This is a genomic window from Clostridium sp. CM037 (assembly GCF_055081095.1).
Genome location: NZ_CM143650.1, coordinates 3,976,421 through 3,993,078, shown reverse-complemented (window position 1 = coordinate 3,993,078; position 16,658 = coordinate 3,976,421). Strand labels below are relative to the sequence as shown.

The 16,658-nt window shown below is 32.2% G+C and carries 15 protein-coding genes; 11 read left to right on the top strand and 4 right to left on the bottom strand.

What is annotated here, in order from left to right:
* Positions 1–217: 217 nt before the first annotated feature.
* Together ACWJKP_RS19090 and ACWJKP_RS19085 are read right to left on the bottom strand one after the other, a co-directional pair.
* Positions 218–379 (bottom strand): hypothetical protein, encoded by a 162-nt coding sequence (locus ACWJKP_RS19090; protein WP_165415094.1) that lies wholly within the window; start codon positions 377–379, stop codon positions 218–220.
* Between the two features lie 105 nt (positions 380–484).
* Entirely contained in the window at positions 485–1,855 is a 1,371-nt protein-coding gene (locus tag ACWJKP_RS19085; protein ID WP_462961669.1) for an ISNCY family transposase, read from the bottom strand.
* Between the two features lie 625 nt (positions 1,856–2,480).
* Between ACWJKP_RS19085 and cysK the strand changes: the two genes are divergently transcribed.
* The 7 genes from cysK to nth all read left to right on the top strand — a co-directional run bounded on the left by cysK (position 2,481) and on the right by nth (position 9,176).
* A complete protein-coding gene (gene cysK, locus ACWJKP_RS19080; RefSeq protein WP_165413620.1) occupies positions 2,481–3,392 on the top strand; it encodes a cysteine synthase A in 912 nt (303 codons plus the stop codon).
* A gap of 283 nt (positions 3,393–3,675) precedes the next feature.
* Positions 3,676–4,269, top strand: coding sequence for a serine O-acetyltransferase EpsC (epsC, locus tag ACWJKP_RS19075; protein ID WP_187351438.1), 594 nt, complete (start codon positions 3,676–3,678; stop codon positions 4,267–4,269).
* A 14-nt stretch (positions 4,270–4,283) separates the two neighbouring features.
* Positions 4,284–5,276, top strand: coding sequence for a tRNA epoxyqueuosine(34) reductase QueG (queG, locus tag ACWJKP_RS19070; RefSeq protein WP_165413621.1), 993 nt, complete (start codon positions 4,284–4,286; stop codon positions 5,274–5,276).
* Positions 5,277–5,314: 38 nt separating this feature from the next.
* Entirely contained in the window at positions 5,315–6,022 is a 708-nt protein-coding gene (locus ACWJKP_RS19065; RefSeq protein ID WP_165413622.1) for a lysophospholipid acyltransferase family protein, read from the top strand.
* Positions 6,023–6,245: 223 nt separating this feature from the next.
* Complete coding sequence (locus tag ACWJKP_RS19060; protein ID WP_165413623.1) at positions 6,246–7,439, top strand: glycine C-acetyltransferase; 1,194 nt, start codon at positions 6,246–6,248, stop codon at positions 7,437–7,439.
* A gap of 122 nt (positions 7,440–7,561) precedes the next feature.
* Positions 7,562–8,521, top strand: a complete 960-nt coding sequence (locus ACWJKP_RS19055; RefSeq protein ID WP_462961351.1) for an L-threonine 3-dehydrogenase — start codon at positions 7,562–7,564, stop codon at positions 8,519–8,521.
* Between the two features lie 19 nt (positions 8,522–8,540).
* A complete protein-coding gene (gene nth, locus ACWJKP_RS19050; protein WP_165413625.1) occupies positions 8,541–9,176 on the top strand; it encodes an endonuclease III in 636 nt (211 codons plus the stop codon).
* Positions 9,177–9,302: 126 nt separating this feature from the next.
* Here the strand turns inward: nth and trhA are convergent, their stop codons facing one another.
* Complete coding sequence (gene trhA / locus ACWJKP_RS19045; RefSeq protein ID WP_165413626.1) at positions 9,303–9,956, bottom strand: PAQR family membrane homeostasis protein TrhA; 654 nt, start codon at positions 9,954–9,956, stop codon at positions 9,303–9,305.
* 354 nt (positions 9,957–10,310) lie between these two features.
* Here trhA and ACWJKP_RS19040 point away from each other — a divergent pair, with 354 nt between their 5' ends.
* From ACWJKP_RS19040 to ACWJKP_RS19025, 4 genes are all read left to right on the top strand, one after another.
* Positions 10,311–10,901 carry a DUF1836 domain-containing protein gene (locus ACWJKP_RS19040; RefSeq protein WP_165413627.1) on the top strand — a complete coding sequence of 197 codons (591 nt, stop codon included), beginning with the start codon at positions 10,311–10,313 and terminating at the stop codon, positions 10,899–10,901.
* 178 nt (positions 10,902–11,079) lie between these two features.
* On the top strand, positions 11,080–12,306 hold the full coding sequence (pepT, locus tag ACWJKP_RS19035; RefSeq protein ID WP_165413628.1) for a peptidase T: 1,227 nt from the start codon (positions 11,080–11,082) through the stop codon (positions 12,304–12,306).
* 434 nt (positions 12,307–12,740) lie between these two features.
* Positions 12,741–14,027 carry a S1C family serine protease gene (locus tag ACWJKP_RS19030; protein ID WP_462961350.1) on the top strand — a complete coding sequence of 429 codons (1,287 nt, stop codon included), beginning with the start codon at positions 12,741–12,743 and terminating at the stop codon, positions 14,025–14,027.
* Between the two features lie 172 nt (positions 14,028–14,199).
* Entirely contained in the window at positions 14,200–14,391 is a 192-nt protein-coding gene (locus ACWJKP_RS19025) for a hypothetical protein (RefSeq protein WP_165413630.1), read from the top strand.
* 137 nt (positions 14,392–14,528) lie between these two features.
* Here ACWJKP_RS19025 and ACWJKP_RS19020 read toward each other — a convergent pair whose 3' ends face one another.
* Positions 14,529–16,529, bottom strand: coding sequence for a fructose-1,6-bisphosphatase (locus ACWJKP_RS19020; protein ID WP_165413631.1), 2,001 nt, complete (start codon positions 16,527–16,529; stop codon positions 14,529–14,531).
* Between the last annotated feature and the right edge of the window lie 129 nt (positions 16,530–16,658).

The following is a 16,658-nucleotide window of genomic DNA, read 5'->3' as shown; positions in this document are numbered from 1 at the left end:
AAATGTAAACGTGAAAAATGATGACATAAATAAAAAAATAGTATGTCAAGCATTTTTGAAAATGTCCCAAAATATTTAAAACATTAGCACCAGTTTTTCTGGTGCTTTTACATTGATTTTGATTACCTAATGCATGTTGTGCAAACTGGATATAAGATTATTTAGTTACTTTGAAATTTCTCCTAAAATCTTTCCTAAATATCTTTTAGCCGTAGGCTTATAATTTTTGATGCATTAAAGCATCTCCTTCTGAAATGTCATTAAAACTGAAAAATTGTTTTTGAGGGTATGCAAGAATCCTTCCATTTATATTAGCGTAGCTAGTGAATGGGAATCCAGTTATTTTTGTCAATTTGATTTTATTAGCTTTTGCTTCCATTGGCCAGTTTCTTAATCTATTATTGAGATATGTTTTGGGTTCACTTAATAAACCTTAGAAGATTGTCTTTTTCAAAGATCTAAAATGAACAGATTTTTAGTGTTCCTATGCTACATTATCGCTGCGGTGAGCCTGTTTATTTAGATACCGCTCAAAAGAATCTTGTTTCCAAGGATGACTCATTGGTGGTATGTAGCGTTTTCTAGGTTGGTCATTTGGAACAACTAAATCAAAGTTCTTAGAGGAAAGTTTATGCCCTGGTAATAAATCTAGCGCATAAACCTTTTCATCTACACACAAGAAAATCTCGTCACTAAATGCCTGAATTACCATTCCAGATGTTCCTTTGCGATAATGTACAGGATGACCATTGGAATCTATAGGTAAATAGTAATTCTTTTTAAATTTGATACAGCTTCCGTTATCTACCTTCCTACTAGTCAATACGGCAAGAGTTAAGTTGATTTTTTCATTATCTGGTTGCATTTCAAAGACAGATTTGATATCATCAACAGGTAATGCAAACTGAGCATTGAATTCTTTTATGTAGGAGTTTAAGAATTCGTTTGCTTGCTCAATTGTGTTTATACCAGCTAGTCGCATTTCCAAGGGGAGGCGTGATTGTAACGTCTGAAACATTCTTTCTACGCGTCCCTTGGCTTGTGCAACACTACTGGTTCTAATTTCTATACCCAATTGTTTACACGCATAGCTAAACTGTGTAAATGTGTCCTCTTCAACTGAAGGGGATTTTTTTTGTTTATATTCAAATACAGTACGTCTATCAGTGAATAACATGTAGGGAATACCATAGTCAGTAAGCACTTGGTGTAGTACATGATAGTATCCGTTTAAAGTTTCCTGTGGATCGAAATAAGCCCCCATAATAGCGCCAGTGGCATCATCTACAGCGATATGCAACTGACTTTTTTCATTACCGAACCAAAGATGTACCGAAGCATCCATTTGAAGCATTTCACCTGTATAAGCACATCTTGGACGTCTAGGATGTGCATCCTCGGCAGCAATTATGGAACTTTGAATTTCAGCAATTTCTTTAATAGAATTAGTTGTTTTTTGTAGTTCTTTTAATTCTGCCTTGATCCTTTTTCTTGTAGCACGCTTCGCCTTAGGGGACAGGATGAAATCCTGTATAAGGATAGAGTGAATAGTGCTAGTAGAAACCGTTATATTGTGATGTTTTTTTAGTAATTCAGAAAAGTGAGTAAAATTGGCTTCAGAGTATTTGGTACGGTATAAATCCAGGATTAACTGCTTTGTATTAACAGTGAGGGCATGTGAGGGCTTCCGCCCTCGATTACCATGAATAAAGAATTCCTTTCCACTTTCTTTATATCCCTTAACCATTCTGTTAATATGCCTAACTGAACAATTGAGAGCTATAGCTGCTCGCTTTTTATTTCCATCTGTTTCTACTAATTTTTTTATAGTAGAGTACTTATCTATTTCTTCCATAGTTAAATTCACCTTTCTCATTATCGGCACCTCATTTCTAGTCATGAGGTTTATTATACAATGTTTTCATATTTGGGACATAATCAAATGTGGTATAGTAAGACATTATCATAAATCAATCATAATGATGACATAAATAAAAAAATAGTATTGACATATTTTAATGTTAAGAATATAATAAAGAAAAGTAATTCATACTGAAATACTAGGAAATACGTAGAAGAAGGAAAGTAATATAAGAAGAATTTACAGAGAGAGAGTCTAAAGCTGAGAGGATTCTTATGGTCGACTTATATGAAGTGCCCTTTGGAGTTATGCACCGAAAAAGTCACATGAATGTGTCTTTGGTAGGCTGCATCGGGATTCGCCCGTTATAGTGATAGAGCATAGCGCTGTGCTTGAAAAAGTGGCTTTATAATCAATTTAGTGATTATAACTTAGAGTGGACCACGAAGTAAAACTTCGTCTCTAAATTAGAGGGAGTTTTTTTTGTACCCAAAAAACTTTTGGAATATTAAAAGTATAATTATATACGTGATGATTTTTATTTAAAATACTAAGAATGCAGGAATATAGATAGCTTTTGAAGGTGGATTACTTATTTTAAAATTGGAGGGATATTATTATGATGTATAACAATGTTTTAGATATGATAGGAGCAACACCGGTTCTAAAATTAAATAAATTAGTCAAGGGTGATATGGCTGATATTTTTGTGAAATTAGAAAAATACAATCCAGCTGGAAGTATAAAAGATAGAGCTGCCCTTGGAATGATAGAGAAAGCTGAAAAACTAGGAATATTAAAAGAAGGATTTACTATAGTTGAACCAACCAGTGGAAATATGGGAATAGCTTTGGCTATGATTGGAAGAATTAAAGGGTATGAAGTAATTATTGTTATGCCAGATAGCATGAGTGTTGAAAGACGCAATTTGATTAAGTCATATGGAGCACAACTTGTACTTACAGAGGGGATAAAAGGGATGAAGGGTGCTATAAATAAGGCAAAAGAAATAGCGGAGGGGAATTCTAGCTTTTTTATGCCACAACAATTTATTAATTTAGCAAATCCAGAAAAACATTATGATACTACTGCAGAAGAAATTATTAGAGATGTAGAGGACGTAGATATTTTTGTAGCTGGAGTAGGAACTGGAGGAACAATTGCTGGGATAGGAAGAAGATTAAAAGAAGTTAAACTTGGAATTAAAGTAGTTGCGGTTGAACCAGAAAACTCACCCGTATTATCAGGAGGGGAACCTGGACCTCATAAAATACAAGGAATAGGAGCAGGTTTTGTGCCAGATATCTATGATAGTAGTGTAGTTGATGAAATAATAAAAATTTCTGATGAAGAGGCCTTCGAAATATCAAAAAGAATAGCTAAAGAAGAAGGCATATTAGTAGGGATTTCAGCAGGGGCTAATATCGCAGCAGCTATGAAAATTGCGAGTAAAGTAGGCAAGGGTAGAAAGATTGTAACTGTTGCACCTGACGGAGGAGAAAAATATATTTCAATGGGAATCTATGATTAAATTTTTAACGACATTTCAGAAGGAAAGTCTCCCACTTCTATAAGTGGGAGTTACTACCCTAACAAGTAGAAAACTTCAGTGGGGGTATAATTCTCCTTTTGAAGTCGTTAATTTATCGTCTACTAAGATGGTGCAGCTCCGCAGGAGATGATTTAACAAGGTGAAAATATTTATTTCTACTCTATAGATAAGTAGTCTGTGGGTTAACATATATGGAAATTTATATCTAAGAATATGAATTTCGATATTCACAAAATGTAATTCTATAGGAGGGAATTATCATATGTTTAAAATGTTTAAATTGCTAGGATACGAAATTAATAATGTATTAGAAAAGGATCCAGCAGCTAAGAATTGGGTAGAAGTAATATTATTATATCCGTCTATCCATGCTATAATAATATATAGAATAGCTCATTTATTATATAATCATAAAATCTATTTTATATCTAGATCTATATCTCAATTAGCTAGGTTTTTTACTGGAATAGAAATTCATCCAGGGGCTAAAATAGGAAAAGGATTATTTATAGATCATGGGACGGGAGTAGTAATTGGAGAAACTACAGAAATTGGGGACAATGTGACCTTGTATCAAGGAGTTACACTAGGTGGAACAGGTAAGGATACAGGAAAAAGGCATCCTACTTTAGGCAGTGATGTGGTGGTGGGTGCTGGTGCAAAGATTTTGGGACCAATTAAAATAGGAACTGGTAGTAAGATTGGTGCCAATGCTGTAGTTTTAAAAGATGTATTAGCTAAGGCCACTGCTGTAGGTATTCCTGCTAGAATAATTTTTGTAAAGAATTCAACTATAATAGAAATTAAGGATTATGCAGGTGAAACTAAAAGAATGTACAACGATATGGTAATATAAAAGGGAAAGACAATATGGATATTAAAGAAGAAATAATAAAGTTTTGTAAAAAAAATGGCTTAGATGTAATAGGATTTAGCAAATGTAGAATTTTCTATGAGCTAAGTCCTTATTTTGAGAAAAGAAAAGAACTAGGGCTAGAAAATGAGTTTGAGGAGCAAATTGTAGATAATAGAATAAATCCATTTATATATATGCCCAGTGGGAAAACTATAATTTCTATTGCGTTTCCATATCTATATGATTTAGATTTTAATCAGAGAACGCATTTTTCAAAATATACCATGGGTAGAGATTATCATGTTGTTACAATTGAGTATATGGAAAAAATTTGCGAATTCATTGAAGGCATGGGTGCAAAAGCTATGTGCTTTGTGGATAGCAATGCGCTTCCGGAAAGATACATTGCGTGCAGTAGTGGAGTGGGATTCATAGGAAAAAACAATACTTTGATAACTGAAAAGTACGGCTCATATGTTTTTTTAGGAGAAATAATAACAGATCTAGTAATAGAGCCAGACGAGCCACTTAAGCAAAAATGTGGTGATTGTGAGATGTGTTTAGCAGCATGCCCTACAAATTCTATAGTCAAAGGGAGAGTAGGAATAAATAATGATTCAAATATATGTCTATCCTACATAACACAGAAAAAAGATATAGAGGATTTTTGGTTCGAAAAATTAAATGGCAGACTATTTGGCTGTGATACCTGTCAGAGAGTATGTCACTTTAATAAAGAAATTGAATTTAGCTCTATTGAAGAATTTAAACCTTATGAACATATGGAGAGAATCGACGTGCAAGCATTAATGAATATTGATAATCGGTTATTTAAAGATAAGTACAAGATAACTTCTTGTGGATGGAGAGGTAAAAATATACTTAAGAGGAATGCAATGATTAATGAGGTTATTACAGAAAAATGTAAAATTATAACTATAGAGAAGGATACATCGCCTTATATAAGAGATTATTATTATAGACTTTTAAAGCTTTTAAAATTATAATAATGTTATAATTATTTATTATGAAAGGTGGAATTGTGATGGTTTCTAAAGCGGTGTTAAGAATAATAGACATTTTGCCAGATAAAGTTGTATCCTTTATAGCAAATAAACTAATTGATTCATATATTAATAAATACGCAAACATTAAAACTCACGGAATAGAGAAAATCAATGATATAAAATCTCCTATAATTTTCATATGCAATCATTTAAGCAATGCAGATGGTATAGTTATGAATAAGTTATTAAAGGACCACAATGTAACTTTTGTTGCCGGCGTAAAGCTAACAGATAATAAGCTTACAAAATTAGGGTTTCACGTTGCTAAGACAATAAAGTTAAAACCTAATTCAGCAGATAAGGAAGCTATATCTAAAATTGTTAGTACGCTAAAACAAGGCAATAACATTATGATTTTTCCAGAGGGTACTAGAAGTAGAAATGGAAAAATGATAGAGGGTAAGAAGGGTCTTATATTAATGGCTAAATTATCAAAGGCAACAATTGTTCCAATAGGTATTTGGGGAACGGAAAAGTTACTATCAATTAATGACAATGACATGGCGTCAGAAAGATTTAATTATGCAGATGTAAACATTAATATTGGTGGGCCTGTTTTACTCCCAAGTAAAAACCAAGATGAGGATAAAAACGAGTATTATGATAGGGTTATGCATGAAATAATGTCAAGTATAGCTGTGATGCTACCAGAGCAGTATAGGGGAGTATATTCCGATTGTAAATGAAAGAAAAGTTTCATTAGTATAAAAAAATGAAGAAAAAAACTTTATGATGGATTTTATTTGATCGAAAAGTATATAAAAAACAATTTTTACATTAAATTGGAATAAATTTTATAAATTAAAGGCATTTTACTATTAAATGATATATAATAGAGTTATGATTAAATATGAAATTCTCATGGATTATAATGAGAATTTCAAAAATAAAAAGTTGGAGGTATGTTACATGGGAAGTAAAGTACTTGGGAAATTTTTAAAAGAAAATTTAGAAGATTTGAAAAGTAAAGGTTTATATAATGTGATAAATACCCTAAAGAGTTCAAATGGGCCTGTTATTACAATTGGAGATAAAAAATTAATTAACTTATCTTCAAATAATTATTTAGGTCTCGCTACTAATCCTAGAATGATTGAGGCTACTATTGAAGCAACTAAAAAATATGGTGCAGGAGCAGGTGCTGTTAGAACAATAAATGGTACTTTAGAAATTCATATCGAATTAGAGCAAAAACTTGCTAAATTTAAACATACAGAAGCAGCTATTGCTTTTCAGTCAGGGTTTAATTGTAATATGGGCGCAATTTCAGCAGTAATGAATAAAAAAGATGCAATTCTTTCAGATTCATTGAATCATGCATCAATAATAGATGGATGTAGATTATCTGGTGCGAAAATCATAAGAGTAGAACACTCTGATATGGTAGATTTAAGAAATAAGGCAAAAGAGGCAGTAGAATCGGGTTTATATGAAAAAATAATGGTTATTACCGATGGCGTATTCTCTATGGATGGGGACATTGCGAAACTTCCGGAAATTGTCAAGATAGCAGAAGAGTTTGACTTAATAACATATGTTGATGATGCTCACGGTTCAGGAGTCCTTGGAAAAGGGACAGGCACTGTACATCACTTTGGATTGTCAGATAAAATAGATTTCCAAATTGGGACTTTATCAAAGGCTATTGGAGTTGTAGGTGGATATGTAGCTGGATCGCAGAATCTAATTGATTGGCTCATGGTTCGTGCTAGACCATTCCTATTCTCAACATCACTAACTCCAGGAGCTGCAGGTGCGGCTATTGAAGCTATTAATATTCTTACAGAAAGCACTGAGTTACATGATAGGCTTTGGGAAAATGCAAATTATTTAAAGAATGGTTTAAAAGAACTTGGCTTTAATATTGGAAATAGTGAAACTCCTATTACTCCATGTATAATAGGAGACGAAGTTAAAACTCAAGAATTTAGTAAGAAACTATTTTCCGAAGGCGTTTACGCAAAATCGATAGTATTTCCAACTGTTAGAAAGGGAACTGGGAGAGTAAGAAATATGCCCACGGCAGCTCATACAAAAGAAATGTTAGATGAAGCTTTAGCTACTTATGCGAAAGTTGGCAGAGAAATGAACATAATAAAATAAGGAATATGCAGCTCCGCAGGAGCTGATTTAATTTAGGTATAACACATAATTACTAGGTGTTATACCTAAATTAATATTAAATATTAGGAATATTTATTTAATGTAGAGAGGAAGGGTGTAAAATGAAAAAAATATTAGTAACAGGGGCATTAGGACAAATAGGTTCTGAACTCGTAATGAAAATGAGAGAAATTTATGGCAGTAATAATGTAATAGCTACAGATTTAAGGAAATCTGAGGATAGTCAAGTAGTTACTTCAGGACCTTTTGAAATACTGGATGTAACTGACCATAAAGCTATGCTTGAGCTTTGCAAAAAATATGAAATAGATTCATTAATTCATTTAGCAGCCTTATTATCAGCAACAGCTGAAGCAAAACAACTACTCGCTTGGAATATAAATATGGGTGGACTTGTAAATGCTTTAGAGGTTGCTAGAGAACTTAAATGCAAGTTCTTTACACCTAGCTCTATAGGGGCGTTTGGACCATCTACACCTAAAGATAATACTCCTCAGGATACAATCCAAAGACCAACAACTATGTATGGTGTAAATAAAGTTTCAGGAGAATTATTATGTGATTATTACTATAAGAAATTTGGGGTTGATACAAGAGGAGTACGCTTCCCAGGTTTAATTTCTTATGAAGTTCTTCCAGGTGGAGGGACAACAGATTATGCTGTTGATATATATTATGAAGCATTAAGGTCAGGTAAATACACTTCATTCATTGGCAGCGGGACAAAAATGGACATGATGTATATGCCAGATGCAATAAATGCAATAATTAAGTTAATGGAAGCTGATGCATCAAAATTAATACACAGAAATGCATTTAATATTGCGGCTATGAGTTTTGAACCAGAAGAAATAGCTAATGAAATTAAAAAACATATTCCAGGATTTAAAATGGATTATAATGTAGATCCAGTAAGACAAGGAATAGCTAATTCATGGCCAAATTCAATGGATTCAACCTGCGCTAAAAATGAATGGGGATTTACTGCTGAATATAATTTGCCTAAAATGACTATTGATATGCTCGAAAAATTAAGAGCTAAAGGAATTGGCGCTGAGTAATGAAAAGTAGGTGACTTATATGAATAAAAAAACAATAAAAGCAGTGCTTGAAATTCTTAACGAAACGTATGCGGGGACAAAGTGTGGCTTGGATTTTACAACGCATTATGAACTTTTAGTATCAACCATACTATCAGCACAGTGCACAGATGATCGAGTAAATATTGTTACAAAGAAGTTGTATAAGAAATATAATACACCAGAATCCATGATCGCTTTATCAGACTTAGAACTAGGTGAAAAAATTAAAAGCTGTGGATTTTATAATAATAAGAGTAAAAATATTTTGGGAGCTACAAAATTAATATTAGAAAAATATAATGGAGAAGTGCCAAGCACGATGGAAGAATTAATGGATCTACCAGGAGTCGGGAGAAAAACTGCTAATGTGGTTTTATCTAATGCATTTGGTATTCCGGCAATTGCTGTAGATACTCACGTTTTTAGAGTATCAAACAGAATAGGGCTTGCCCCAGGAAAGAACGTTTACGAGGTAGAGCAGAAGCTTATGAAAAATATTCCTAAAAAAATGTGGAGCGATGCTCATCATTACATTATATGGCATGGCAGAAAAATATGTAAAGCTAGGAAACCTAATTGCGAGGTGTGTCCAATAGCTCCTTATTGTGAATTTCTAAATGGAAAAGGAAAATAGGTAGCAAACTTTAGCTAGCTGAAAATCGAAAAATAAAAGCCCTTTATATTTTGAAAATATTAAAGAGCTTTTATTTTTTGAATATACTTATGGAATTATATTTTTAAAATTCTTACTATATTAAATTTAGTTAATGTACATTATGTACTTAAACATAAGTATAAAATGACAAAGGCTTCCAAGCATAATAAAAATATGAAATATCTCGTGAAATCCAAAAAGCTTTAGGTTTATTTTGGGACGTTTAGTAGCGTATATAACAGCTCCTACAGTATAAAAGAGCCCACCGGCTAGTAGCCAGATAAATCCACCTAAGGATATAGCCTTTATAATAGGGACAATAGCAATGACAGAAATCCAACCCATTAAAATATAGAATCCAGTGTATAGCGATCTAGGGGCATCAAACCAAACTATCTTCAAAACAATTCCTATAAGAGCTAAAATCCAAATACCAAAAAAAAGGAGGGTTCCAATGGTGCCTTTTAAAGCGATTAAGCATATAGGAGTATATGTTCCTGCTATTAGAACATATATCATAGAATGATCTACTCTTCTAAGTATTTTTATAACCTTTTGTGAAGATAAGGACTGGTGATATGTTGAACTCGCACAATAAAGGAGGATTGAACTTACCCCAAATACTGCAAGTATAATAGTGTTATACATATTTGAAATGATTAAGGAATATTTAATTAGAAGAATTAAACCTATTAGGGATAAAAAAGCGCCAGCTAAGTGTGTAAGGCTGCTTACAGGTTCTCTAAATTTTGAAAACAAATCACTCACTCCTTTAAAATTAAAATTTATTATTTAAATCTAATGATTTTAAAAAATAAGGATAAACTTTTTGTAACATTTACTAGTTAAATATAGGTTATTCAGTTATAGTAAGTCTATATCTAGTTTTTAAAACTAGATTAGCTATGTATTAATACTACATTATAAAGTGATAAAAATCAATAGTAATAATATTAAATTTATAGTTAATATTGTAACATCTAAGATGATGATTTAATTATTACAAACACCATCAAACAAAAGTCATAAGTATAGAGTGCTTATAATTGTAGATTATTCATAATTGTGGATTATGAGTAATCTATGCTATATAATGAAGGCGAGGTGGAATAAATGGATTATAACAAGGAAAGTCTAAATGAATTAGTTGAAGAGATTATAGGAACAAAAGATATCAATTTAATGGAAATACCATGCGTAGATTTATATATGGATCAGGTTACAACTTTTTTTAATGAAAAGCTTGGAAGTCTTAGAAGAAATGAAGAAGATAAAATTCTTACAAAAACTATGATTAATAATTATACTAAAGGTAAGGTTTTGATGCCAGCAAAAAATAAAAAATATACTAATGAACATATGATTCTGCTGACACTTATCTATAATTTGAAGCAGACTATATCAATTAATGATATTAATACAATATTTGATCCTATTATTGATATAAAAGCTCCTCAAAGTATGAGTATTCCATTAAAAGATTTATATAATAATTTTTTAGCAATTAAAGAAGTTCAAAATCAAGAGTTTGCAGAAGATATAGATAAAGATACCGAATTTATAAAAGAGAGAATTAAAGAAATGGGAAAAAAAGATGGGGAGTTAATAGAATTAATATTAATGATATTACTACTTATTAATAAAGCTAATATGCAAAAGAGAATGGCGGAAAAATTAATTGATAACTTTTTGAAAAAAAAATAATAAATTTTGTACATATTTCATTTATGGAGTTCTGATATAAAACTTAGTAATGAAAAATAAACTATTAACAGTTATTTTATTTAAATATGCTTATAAAAAGTGTTTAAAATTCGAGCTAATTGTAATATAATGGTATATATCTAGTGAATTAGTTTATGAATGATAAGGAGATGAGCATATGTCAAAAGTTGTAGAAAAATTTTTAAAGTATGTTAGTTACGATACTAAATCTGATGAGGAATCAACTACGGTTCCAAGCACAACTGGCCAAATGAGACTTGCGACAGAATTAGTTAAGGAATTAAAGGCAATGGGGCTAAAACAGGCAAGTGTAGATGATAATGGATATATAATGGCGACTGTCCCCGCAAATGTACAAAAAAACATACCAACTATAGGATTTATAGCACATATGGATACCGCTCCAGATATATCAGGAAAAAATGTTAACCCTAAATTTGTGTACAACTATGATGGCGAAGACATAATATTAAATAAAGAAAATAATATAGTACTGTCTCCAAAAGATTTTCCGGAACTAAAGAATTACGTAGGGAAAACCCTTATAACCACCGATGGAACTACGTTACTGGGGGCTGATGATAAAGCAGGAATTTCAGAAATAATGTCTGCCGTAGAATACTTAATAGAAAACCCCCATATCCCACATGGTACTATTCGTATTGGATTTACACCAGACGAAGAAATAGGCCGTGGTGCAGATATTTTTGACGTGAAAAAATTTGATGCAGATTTTGCATACACTATGGATGGAGGAACTATCGGAGAACTAGAATATGAAAATTTCAACGCCGCAGGAGCAAAAATTTGTATTCATGGAAGAAATGTTCACCCGGGTTCGGCGAAAGGAAAGATGATTCACTCTACACTTATAGCAAACGAATTTGTAAATTCAATGCCACGAAATGAGACACCCTCAAATACAGAAGGTTATGAAGGATTCTATCATTTGATTAGTCTTAATGGTGAAGTTGAGGAATCAAAACTTCAATATATTATAAGGGATTTTAATAGTGAAAGATTTGAAAATAGGAAGGTATTTATCAAGGATGTAGCATATAAACTAAATAAAAAATATGGTGATGGAACAGTTGAAATAGATGTTAAGGACCAATATTTCAATATGAAAGAAAAAATAGAGCCAGTTAAACATATTGTAGATACAGCATTCTTGGCTATGAAAGAAGTAGGAATAAATCCTATAACGCAACCTATTAGAGGCGGCACGGATGGTGCAAGGCTTTCCTTTATGGGACTTCCAACGCCCAATATATTCGCAGGTGGCCATAATTTCCATGGTAAATATGAATTCATTCCAACATTTGCTATGGAAAAAGCTGTTGAAGTGATACTTAAAATAGTTGAGTTATATGCTGGTAAATAACACTGTGAATCATCTGAAATAATGAAAATAAATAACAAATTAAAGAAGCCTTAAAGTTAAATTATCTCCTTCGGAGCTGCAAAATTTATAATAAAGAAACCATTATATAAAAATATAATGGTTTCTTTATTATTAAATCATCTCCTGCGGGAGATGAACATCTTCGAAGAAGATGCAGTGGCGACTTCAGAAGGAGATTTATACTCCCGCGTATAGAAGTGCGAGACTTCCATTCCGAAATGTCGTTAAACAAATAATATTAATTAAAAATTTGTTAACAAATTTGTCACCAAATTGTAACATAAAGGTCTTAGAATGTAATTAAAGATAAAATAAAAAAAAGTATATATAAATCAAGTTTTATTATAATGTTTGAGGGAATAATAGTTAATGACTAATATCTATACACCGGGGTAAATGAGGAGGAAAATAATATGAGCGACGATACAAATAACAATGAAACGAACGAAAACATAATCCATAGTGAAGGGGTTAACGAAAAACTTACGGTAAATGCAGATAATGATGGGTATAACGAAAAAGAAAGTGAAAACACTAATCTTAAGCTAGAAAATATTAATTATACGGAAGTAAACAATAAAAAGGTGAAAAAAAATAAATGTGGGATGGGTAAGAGAATATTATCTTACATAATAGTAGGTATAATATGTTCTACACTTGGAGGTGTAGGTTCTGCTGTTGTAACAATGAATATGATGAAGGACACAAGAACGACTGGTACACCTGCAACTAATACACCAGCGTCTAGTAATTCAAATGTAAAGCTTACTACTGCTAATAGTACAGAGGAGTTAACTACACCTGAAATTGTAAAAAAGGTAGGTCCCGCTGTAGTTGCAATTTCTACAAATACATCTAGTGTAAGTAAGGATGTTAGGAGGCAAGATCAACAGCAAGAAGGTGTTGGAACTGGAATAATATTTAGTAAAGACGGATATATTTTAACTAACTATCATGTCGTAAGCGGGGCTCAGAATATTAAAGTTATGCTTAGTGATGGAAAGGAAGTTTCTGCAAAAATAATCAACTATGATGCTACAGCTGATGTAGCTGTAATTAAATTAGCTGATAATACTAATGTTCCAGGTGTGGCTGAATTTGGAGATTCAGATACGCTTCAGGTAGGGGAACCTGTGGTAGCAATAGGTAATCCTTTAGGGAAAGAATTACTGGGGTCTGTTACTAAAGGAGTTGTTAGTGCAGTTGATAGGCAAATAAGTATTGAAAATAAAGATTTAAAGTTTATTCAAACGGATGCAGCAATTAATCCAGGTAATAGTGGTGGCCCGCTTGTGAATTCTAAGGGACAAGTTATAGGGATAAATACTGCTAAAATAGGTCAAGAAGGAGTAGAAGGATTGGGTTTTTCAATACCGATTAATACAATAAACCCTAAAATTGAGAGTTTGCTTAAACCAGTTCTTAACATAGGAATTTCTTGCAGAGACATCACTGAAGATATTTCAAAGGAATACAATATTCCAGTGGGAGTATACATTGCACAAATTAAAGAGTTTAGTGCCGCAGAAAAATCTGGAATGCGAGTAGAGGACACAATTATTAAATTTGATGGTAAAAAGATTAAAACTGTGGAAGAAATAAATAAGATTAAAGGTACACATAAAGCAGGTGACGTAATTAAAATAGAATTGGTTAGAGAAGGAACGACGATAAAAGTAAATTTAACACTTTCTGAGTAAATTTAACGACAGAAATTCGCGGCTCCACAGGAGATGATTTAATGTATAGGATAAATAAAAGAAACAGGGAATCATACGATTCTCTGCTTCTTTTATTTATTAACAAATTTTTAAATTTAAAACACATAAAAAATATTTTTTGTGGGAAAATAGCAGTGAAGGAGTGATGAAGATGGAAATGAACACCAGAGACACTATTATGAAAAAGTTATTAGATGCACAAGAAAACACTAGAGATTATCAATCATTTGCAAGAGAAGTATCGGAAGAAACAGTAAGTAATACATTTAGGGAATTTGCAGAACAATCTGCAATGCAAGCTCAAAAATTGCAAGAATTATTAAATGTGCATGACGGAAAGTAGAAATATTAGCTCTTTAAATTAAGTTACTTATAACTCATATTATATTGCAGCCCTAAAAGTGATAATTAACAAGGGTAAAGCCACTTGGCTCATTGAGCATCAGGTGGCTTTAAATTCTAAGTTTTATAAAACTCTTTTTATAAGTTTACTCGTTGTTCTTTAATAAGTCCTTTTCTGTATGCTGTAAGAAGCGACTCTAAATCTTTAATTTGCTCCTGAATGTCGAGACCTACATCCGTATCTATTACACGTATACGATACGTAGATTTTTCTAGAACTATAGTAGAAGAAAGAATATCCTTACCTTCATCGATAGCCTTTTGCGTGGATTCAAAAGGTGCATGGGATGCTAAAAGCAATCCATAGGAATTATAAATAAGTGTATAGCCTGCGATGCCTGTTTCTGGTTGGTAAGCCTTAGAAAAACCACCATCAATAACTAAAAGTTTACCATTAGCTTTTATAGGACTCTCTCCTTGTATAGTTCTTACAGGAACATGACCATTTATAATATGTGAATCATGGGGGTTTAACTCAAATTCAGCCAATATATTATTGCATATTGCTTCATCATCCCTATATTTATAGTATGGATTTTTAACTTCTGTATGAGCGCTTTTGTCATTTATAAAATATCGCTCAAAGGTAGTCATTCTATCCTTTCCAAATAAAGGCGAATTACAACCACACCACAAATACCATATGGTGTCCAAAGCATAAAGCTTAGATTCTGAATTTGCTTTCCCAAAATAGGCTTCTCTTGCGACACGTTCAGTTCTATCTATATAGGATTTTCCACTATAAGTGATGTTATCTATTTTCATTTTCTTAAAACTACCATCATCAGTCAGTGCAACGCATCCGTGATAAAGCAAATTGGAGTTATATCTTAAGTACATACTACCTTTAGAGTATAAGAAACGTATATGCTTTTGGAGCTTTTCACTATTTGAGAAAGAGGATTTAAGTTTGTCAATAAGTTCCCTTTCCTCTTCAGATAATTTATAAGGGTTACTTGGATCTATAGTTGGGAAATTAGTATCGTTTAGCGTATATTCTTTTCCCTCAATTTTAATGATACCCTTTTCATAGTCTATCTCATCAAGAAGTAGCCTGTCCTGCATTTCATAATTAGGACGCCTTTTTATTATCGCACCTTCAAGCTTAAATTGAATTATAGAAATGGCTTTATGCATTTGAGACATTAGGTTAAGATCTTTTTCTCCATAATTATCTTCAGAAAGAACTTTAGGCTTAAAGGATTTACATGGGTCATCCTTATAAAAATGTAGAGCGAAGGTTGCCAGGGGCAATAAGTTAATACCATAACCTTCTTCGATAGTATCTAAATTTGCATACCTCGTTGAAATACGAAGAACAGTAGCAATACAACTTTCAGATCCGGAGGCTGCTCCCATCCAAAGTATATCGTGGTTACCCCATTGTATATCAATAGAGTGGTAACGCATAAGGGTATCTAAGATTATATGAGCTCCAGGTCCTCTATCATAAATATCACCTAAAATATGTAGCCTATCTACAGTAAGCCTTTGAATTAGGTTTGAAATAGCAATTATAAATTCTTTAGCTCTCCCAATTTTAATTATGGTTTGAATAATTCCATTGTAATACTCCTGTTTATTAAAAGTGCTTTGTTGTTCGTGAAGTAATTCTTCAATAATGTACGAAAAATCTACAGGCAGTGCTTTCCTGACTTTAGATCTAGTATATTTTGAGGAGATGGTTCTACAAATTTTAATAAGTTTATGAAGAGTGATTTTGTACCAATCGTCTATATCATCCTCTTCTTTAAGCGCTAGGTCTAACTTTTGTTCAGGGTAATATATAAGGGTTGCTAGTTCTTTTTTTTCACTATCTCTCAGTGAATTACCAAAAATATCATTAATCTTTCTTTTGATTACGCCAGAGGCATTCCTAAGAACATGGTTGAAGGATTCATATTCGCCATGAATATCTGTAAGAAAATGCTCAGTTCCTTTAGGTAGGTTTAAGATAGCTTGTAGATTTATTATTTCGGTACAAGCATCTGGAATTGTGGGATACTTGCTAGCCAACAACTTAACATATCTCAAATCTTCCTCTATAGTATCAATTGGTGTCTCACTAGAAAATATCATTTTTGACTCTCCTTTATAATGGAAATAATTCTATTGGGGTAGCCCATTTAATATAAAGGCTACAGTTAATAGTATAATACATTTATATAGATTATTGTAATATTAAAGCAAAATATTTTTTTATTTTAA

What these genes read in the sequence shown, in the direction of transcription:
- ACWJKP_RS19090 (WP_165415094.1), bottom strand. Translation starts at nt 379, where the DNA reads ATGGAAGCAAAAGCTAATAAAATCAAATTGACAAAAATAACTGGATTC.
- ACWJKP_RS19085 (WP_462961669.1), bottom strand. Translation starts at nt 1,855, where the DNA reads ATGGAAGAAATAGATAAGTACTCTACTATAAAAAAATTAGTAGAAACA.
- cysK (WP_165413620.1), top strand. Translation starts at nt 2,481, where the DNA reads ATGATGTATAACAATGTTTTAGATATGATAGGAGCAACACCGGTTCTA.
- epsC (WP_187351438.1), top strand. Translation starts at nt 3,676, where the DNA reads ATGTTTAAAATGTTTAAATTGCTAGGATACGAAATTAATAATGTATTA.
- queG (WP_165413621.1), top strand. Translation starts at nt 4,284, where the DNA reads ATGGATATTAAAGAAGAAATAATAAAGTTTTGTAAAAAAAATGGCTTA.
- ACWJKP_RS19065 (WP_165413622.1), top strand. Translation starts at nt 5,315, where the DNA reads ATGGTTTCTAAAGCGGTGTTAAGAATAATAGACATTTTGCCAGATAAA.
- ACWJKP_RS19060 (WP_165413623.1), top strand. Translation starts at nt 6,246, where the DNA reads ATGGGAAGTAAAGTACTTGGGAAATTTTTAAAAGAAAATTTAGAAGAT.
- ACWJKP_RS19055 (WP_462961351.1), top strand. Translation starts at nt 7,562, where the DNA reads ATGAAAAAAATATTAGTAACAGGGGCATTAGGACAAATAGGTTCTGAA.
- nth (WP_165413625.1), top strand. Translation starts at nt 8,541, where the DNA reads ATGAATAAAAAAACAATAAAAGCAGTGCTTGAAATTCTTAACGAAACG.
- ACWJKP_RS19040 (WP_165413627.1), top strand. Translation starts at nt 10,311, where the DNA reads ATGGATTATAACAAGGAAAGTCTAAATGAATTAGTTGAAGAGATTATA.
- pepT (WP_165413628.1), top strand. Translation starts at nt 11,080, where the DNA reads ATGTCAAAAGTTGTAGAAAAATTTTTAAAGTATGTTAGTTACGATACT.
- ACWJKP_RS19030 (WP_462961350.1), top strand. Translation starts at nt 12,741, where the DNA reads ATGAGCGACGATACAAATAACAATGAAACGAACGAAAACATAATCCAT.
- ACWJKP_RS19025 (WP_165413630.1), top strand. Translation starts at nt 14,200, where the DNA reads ATGGAAATGAACACCAGAGACACTATTATGAAAAAGTTATTAGATGCA.
- ACWJKP_RS19020 (WP_165413631.1), bottom strand. Translation starts at nt 16,529, where the DNA reads ATGATATTTTCTAGTGAGACACCAATTGATACTATAGAGGAAGATTTG.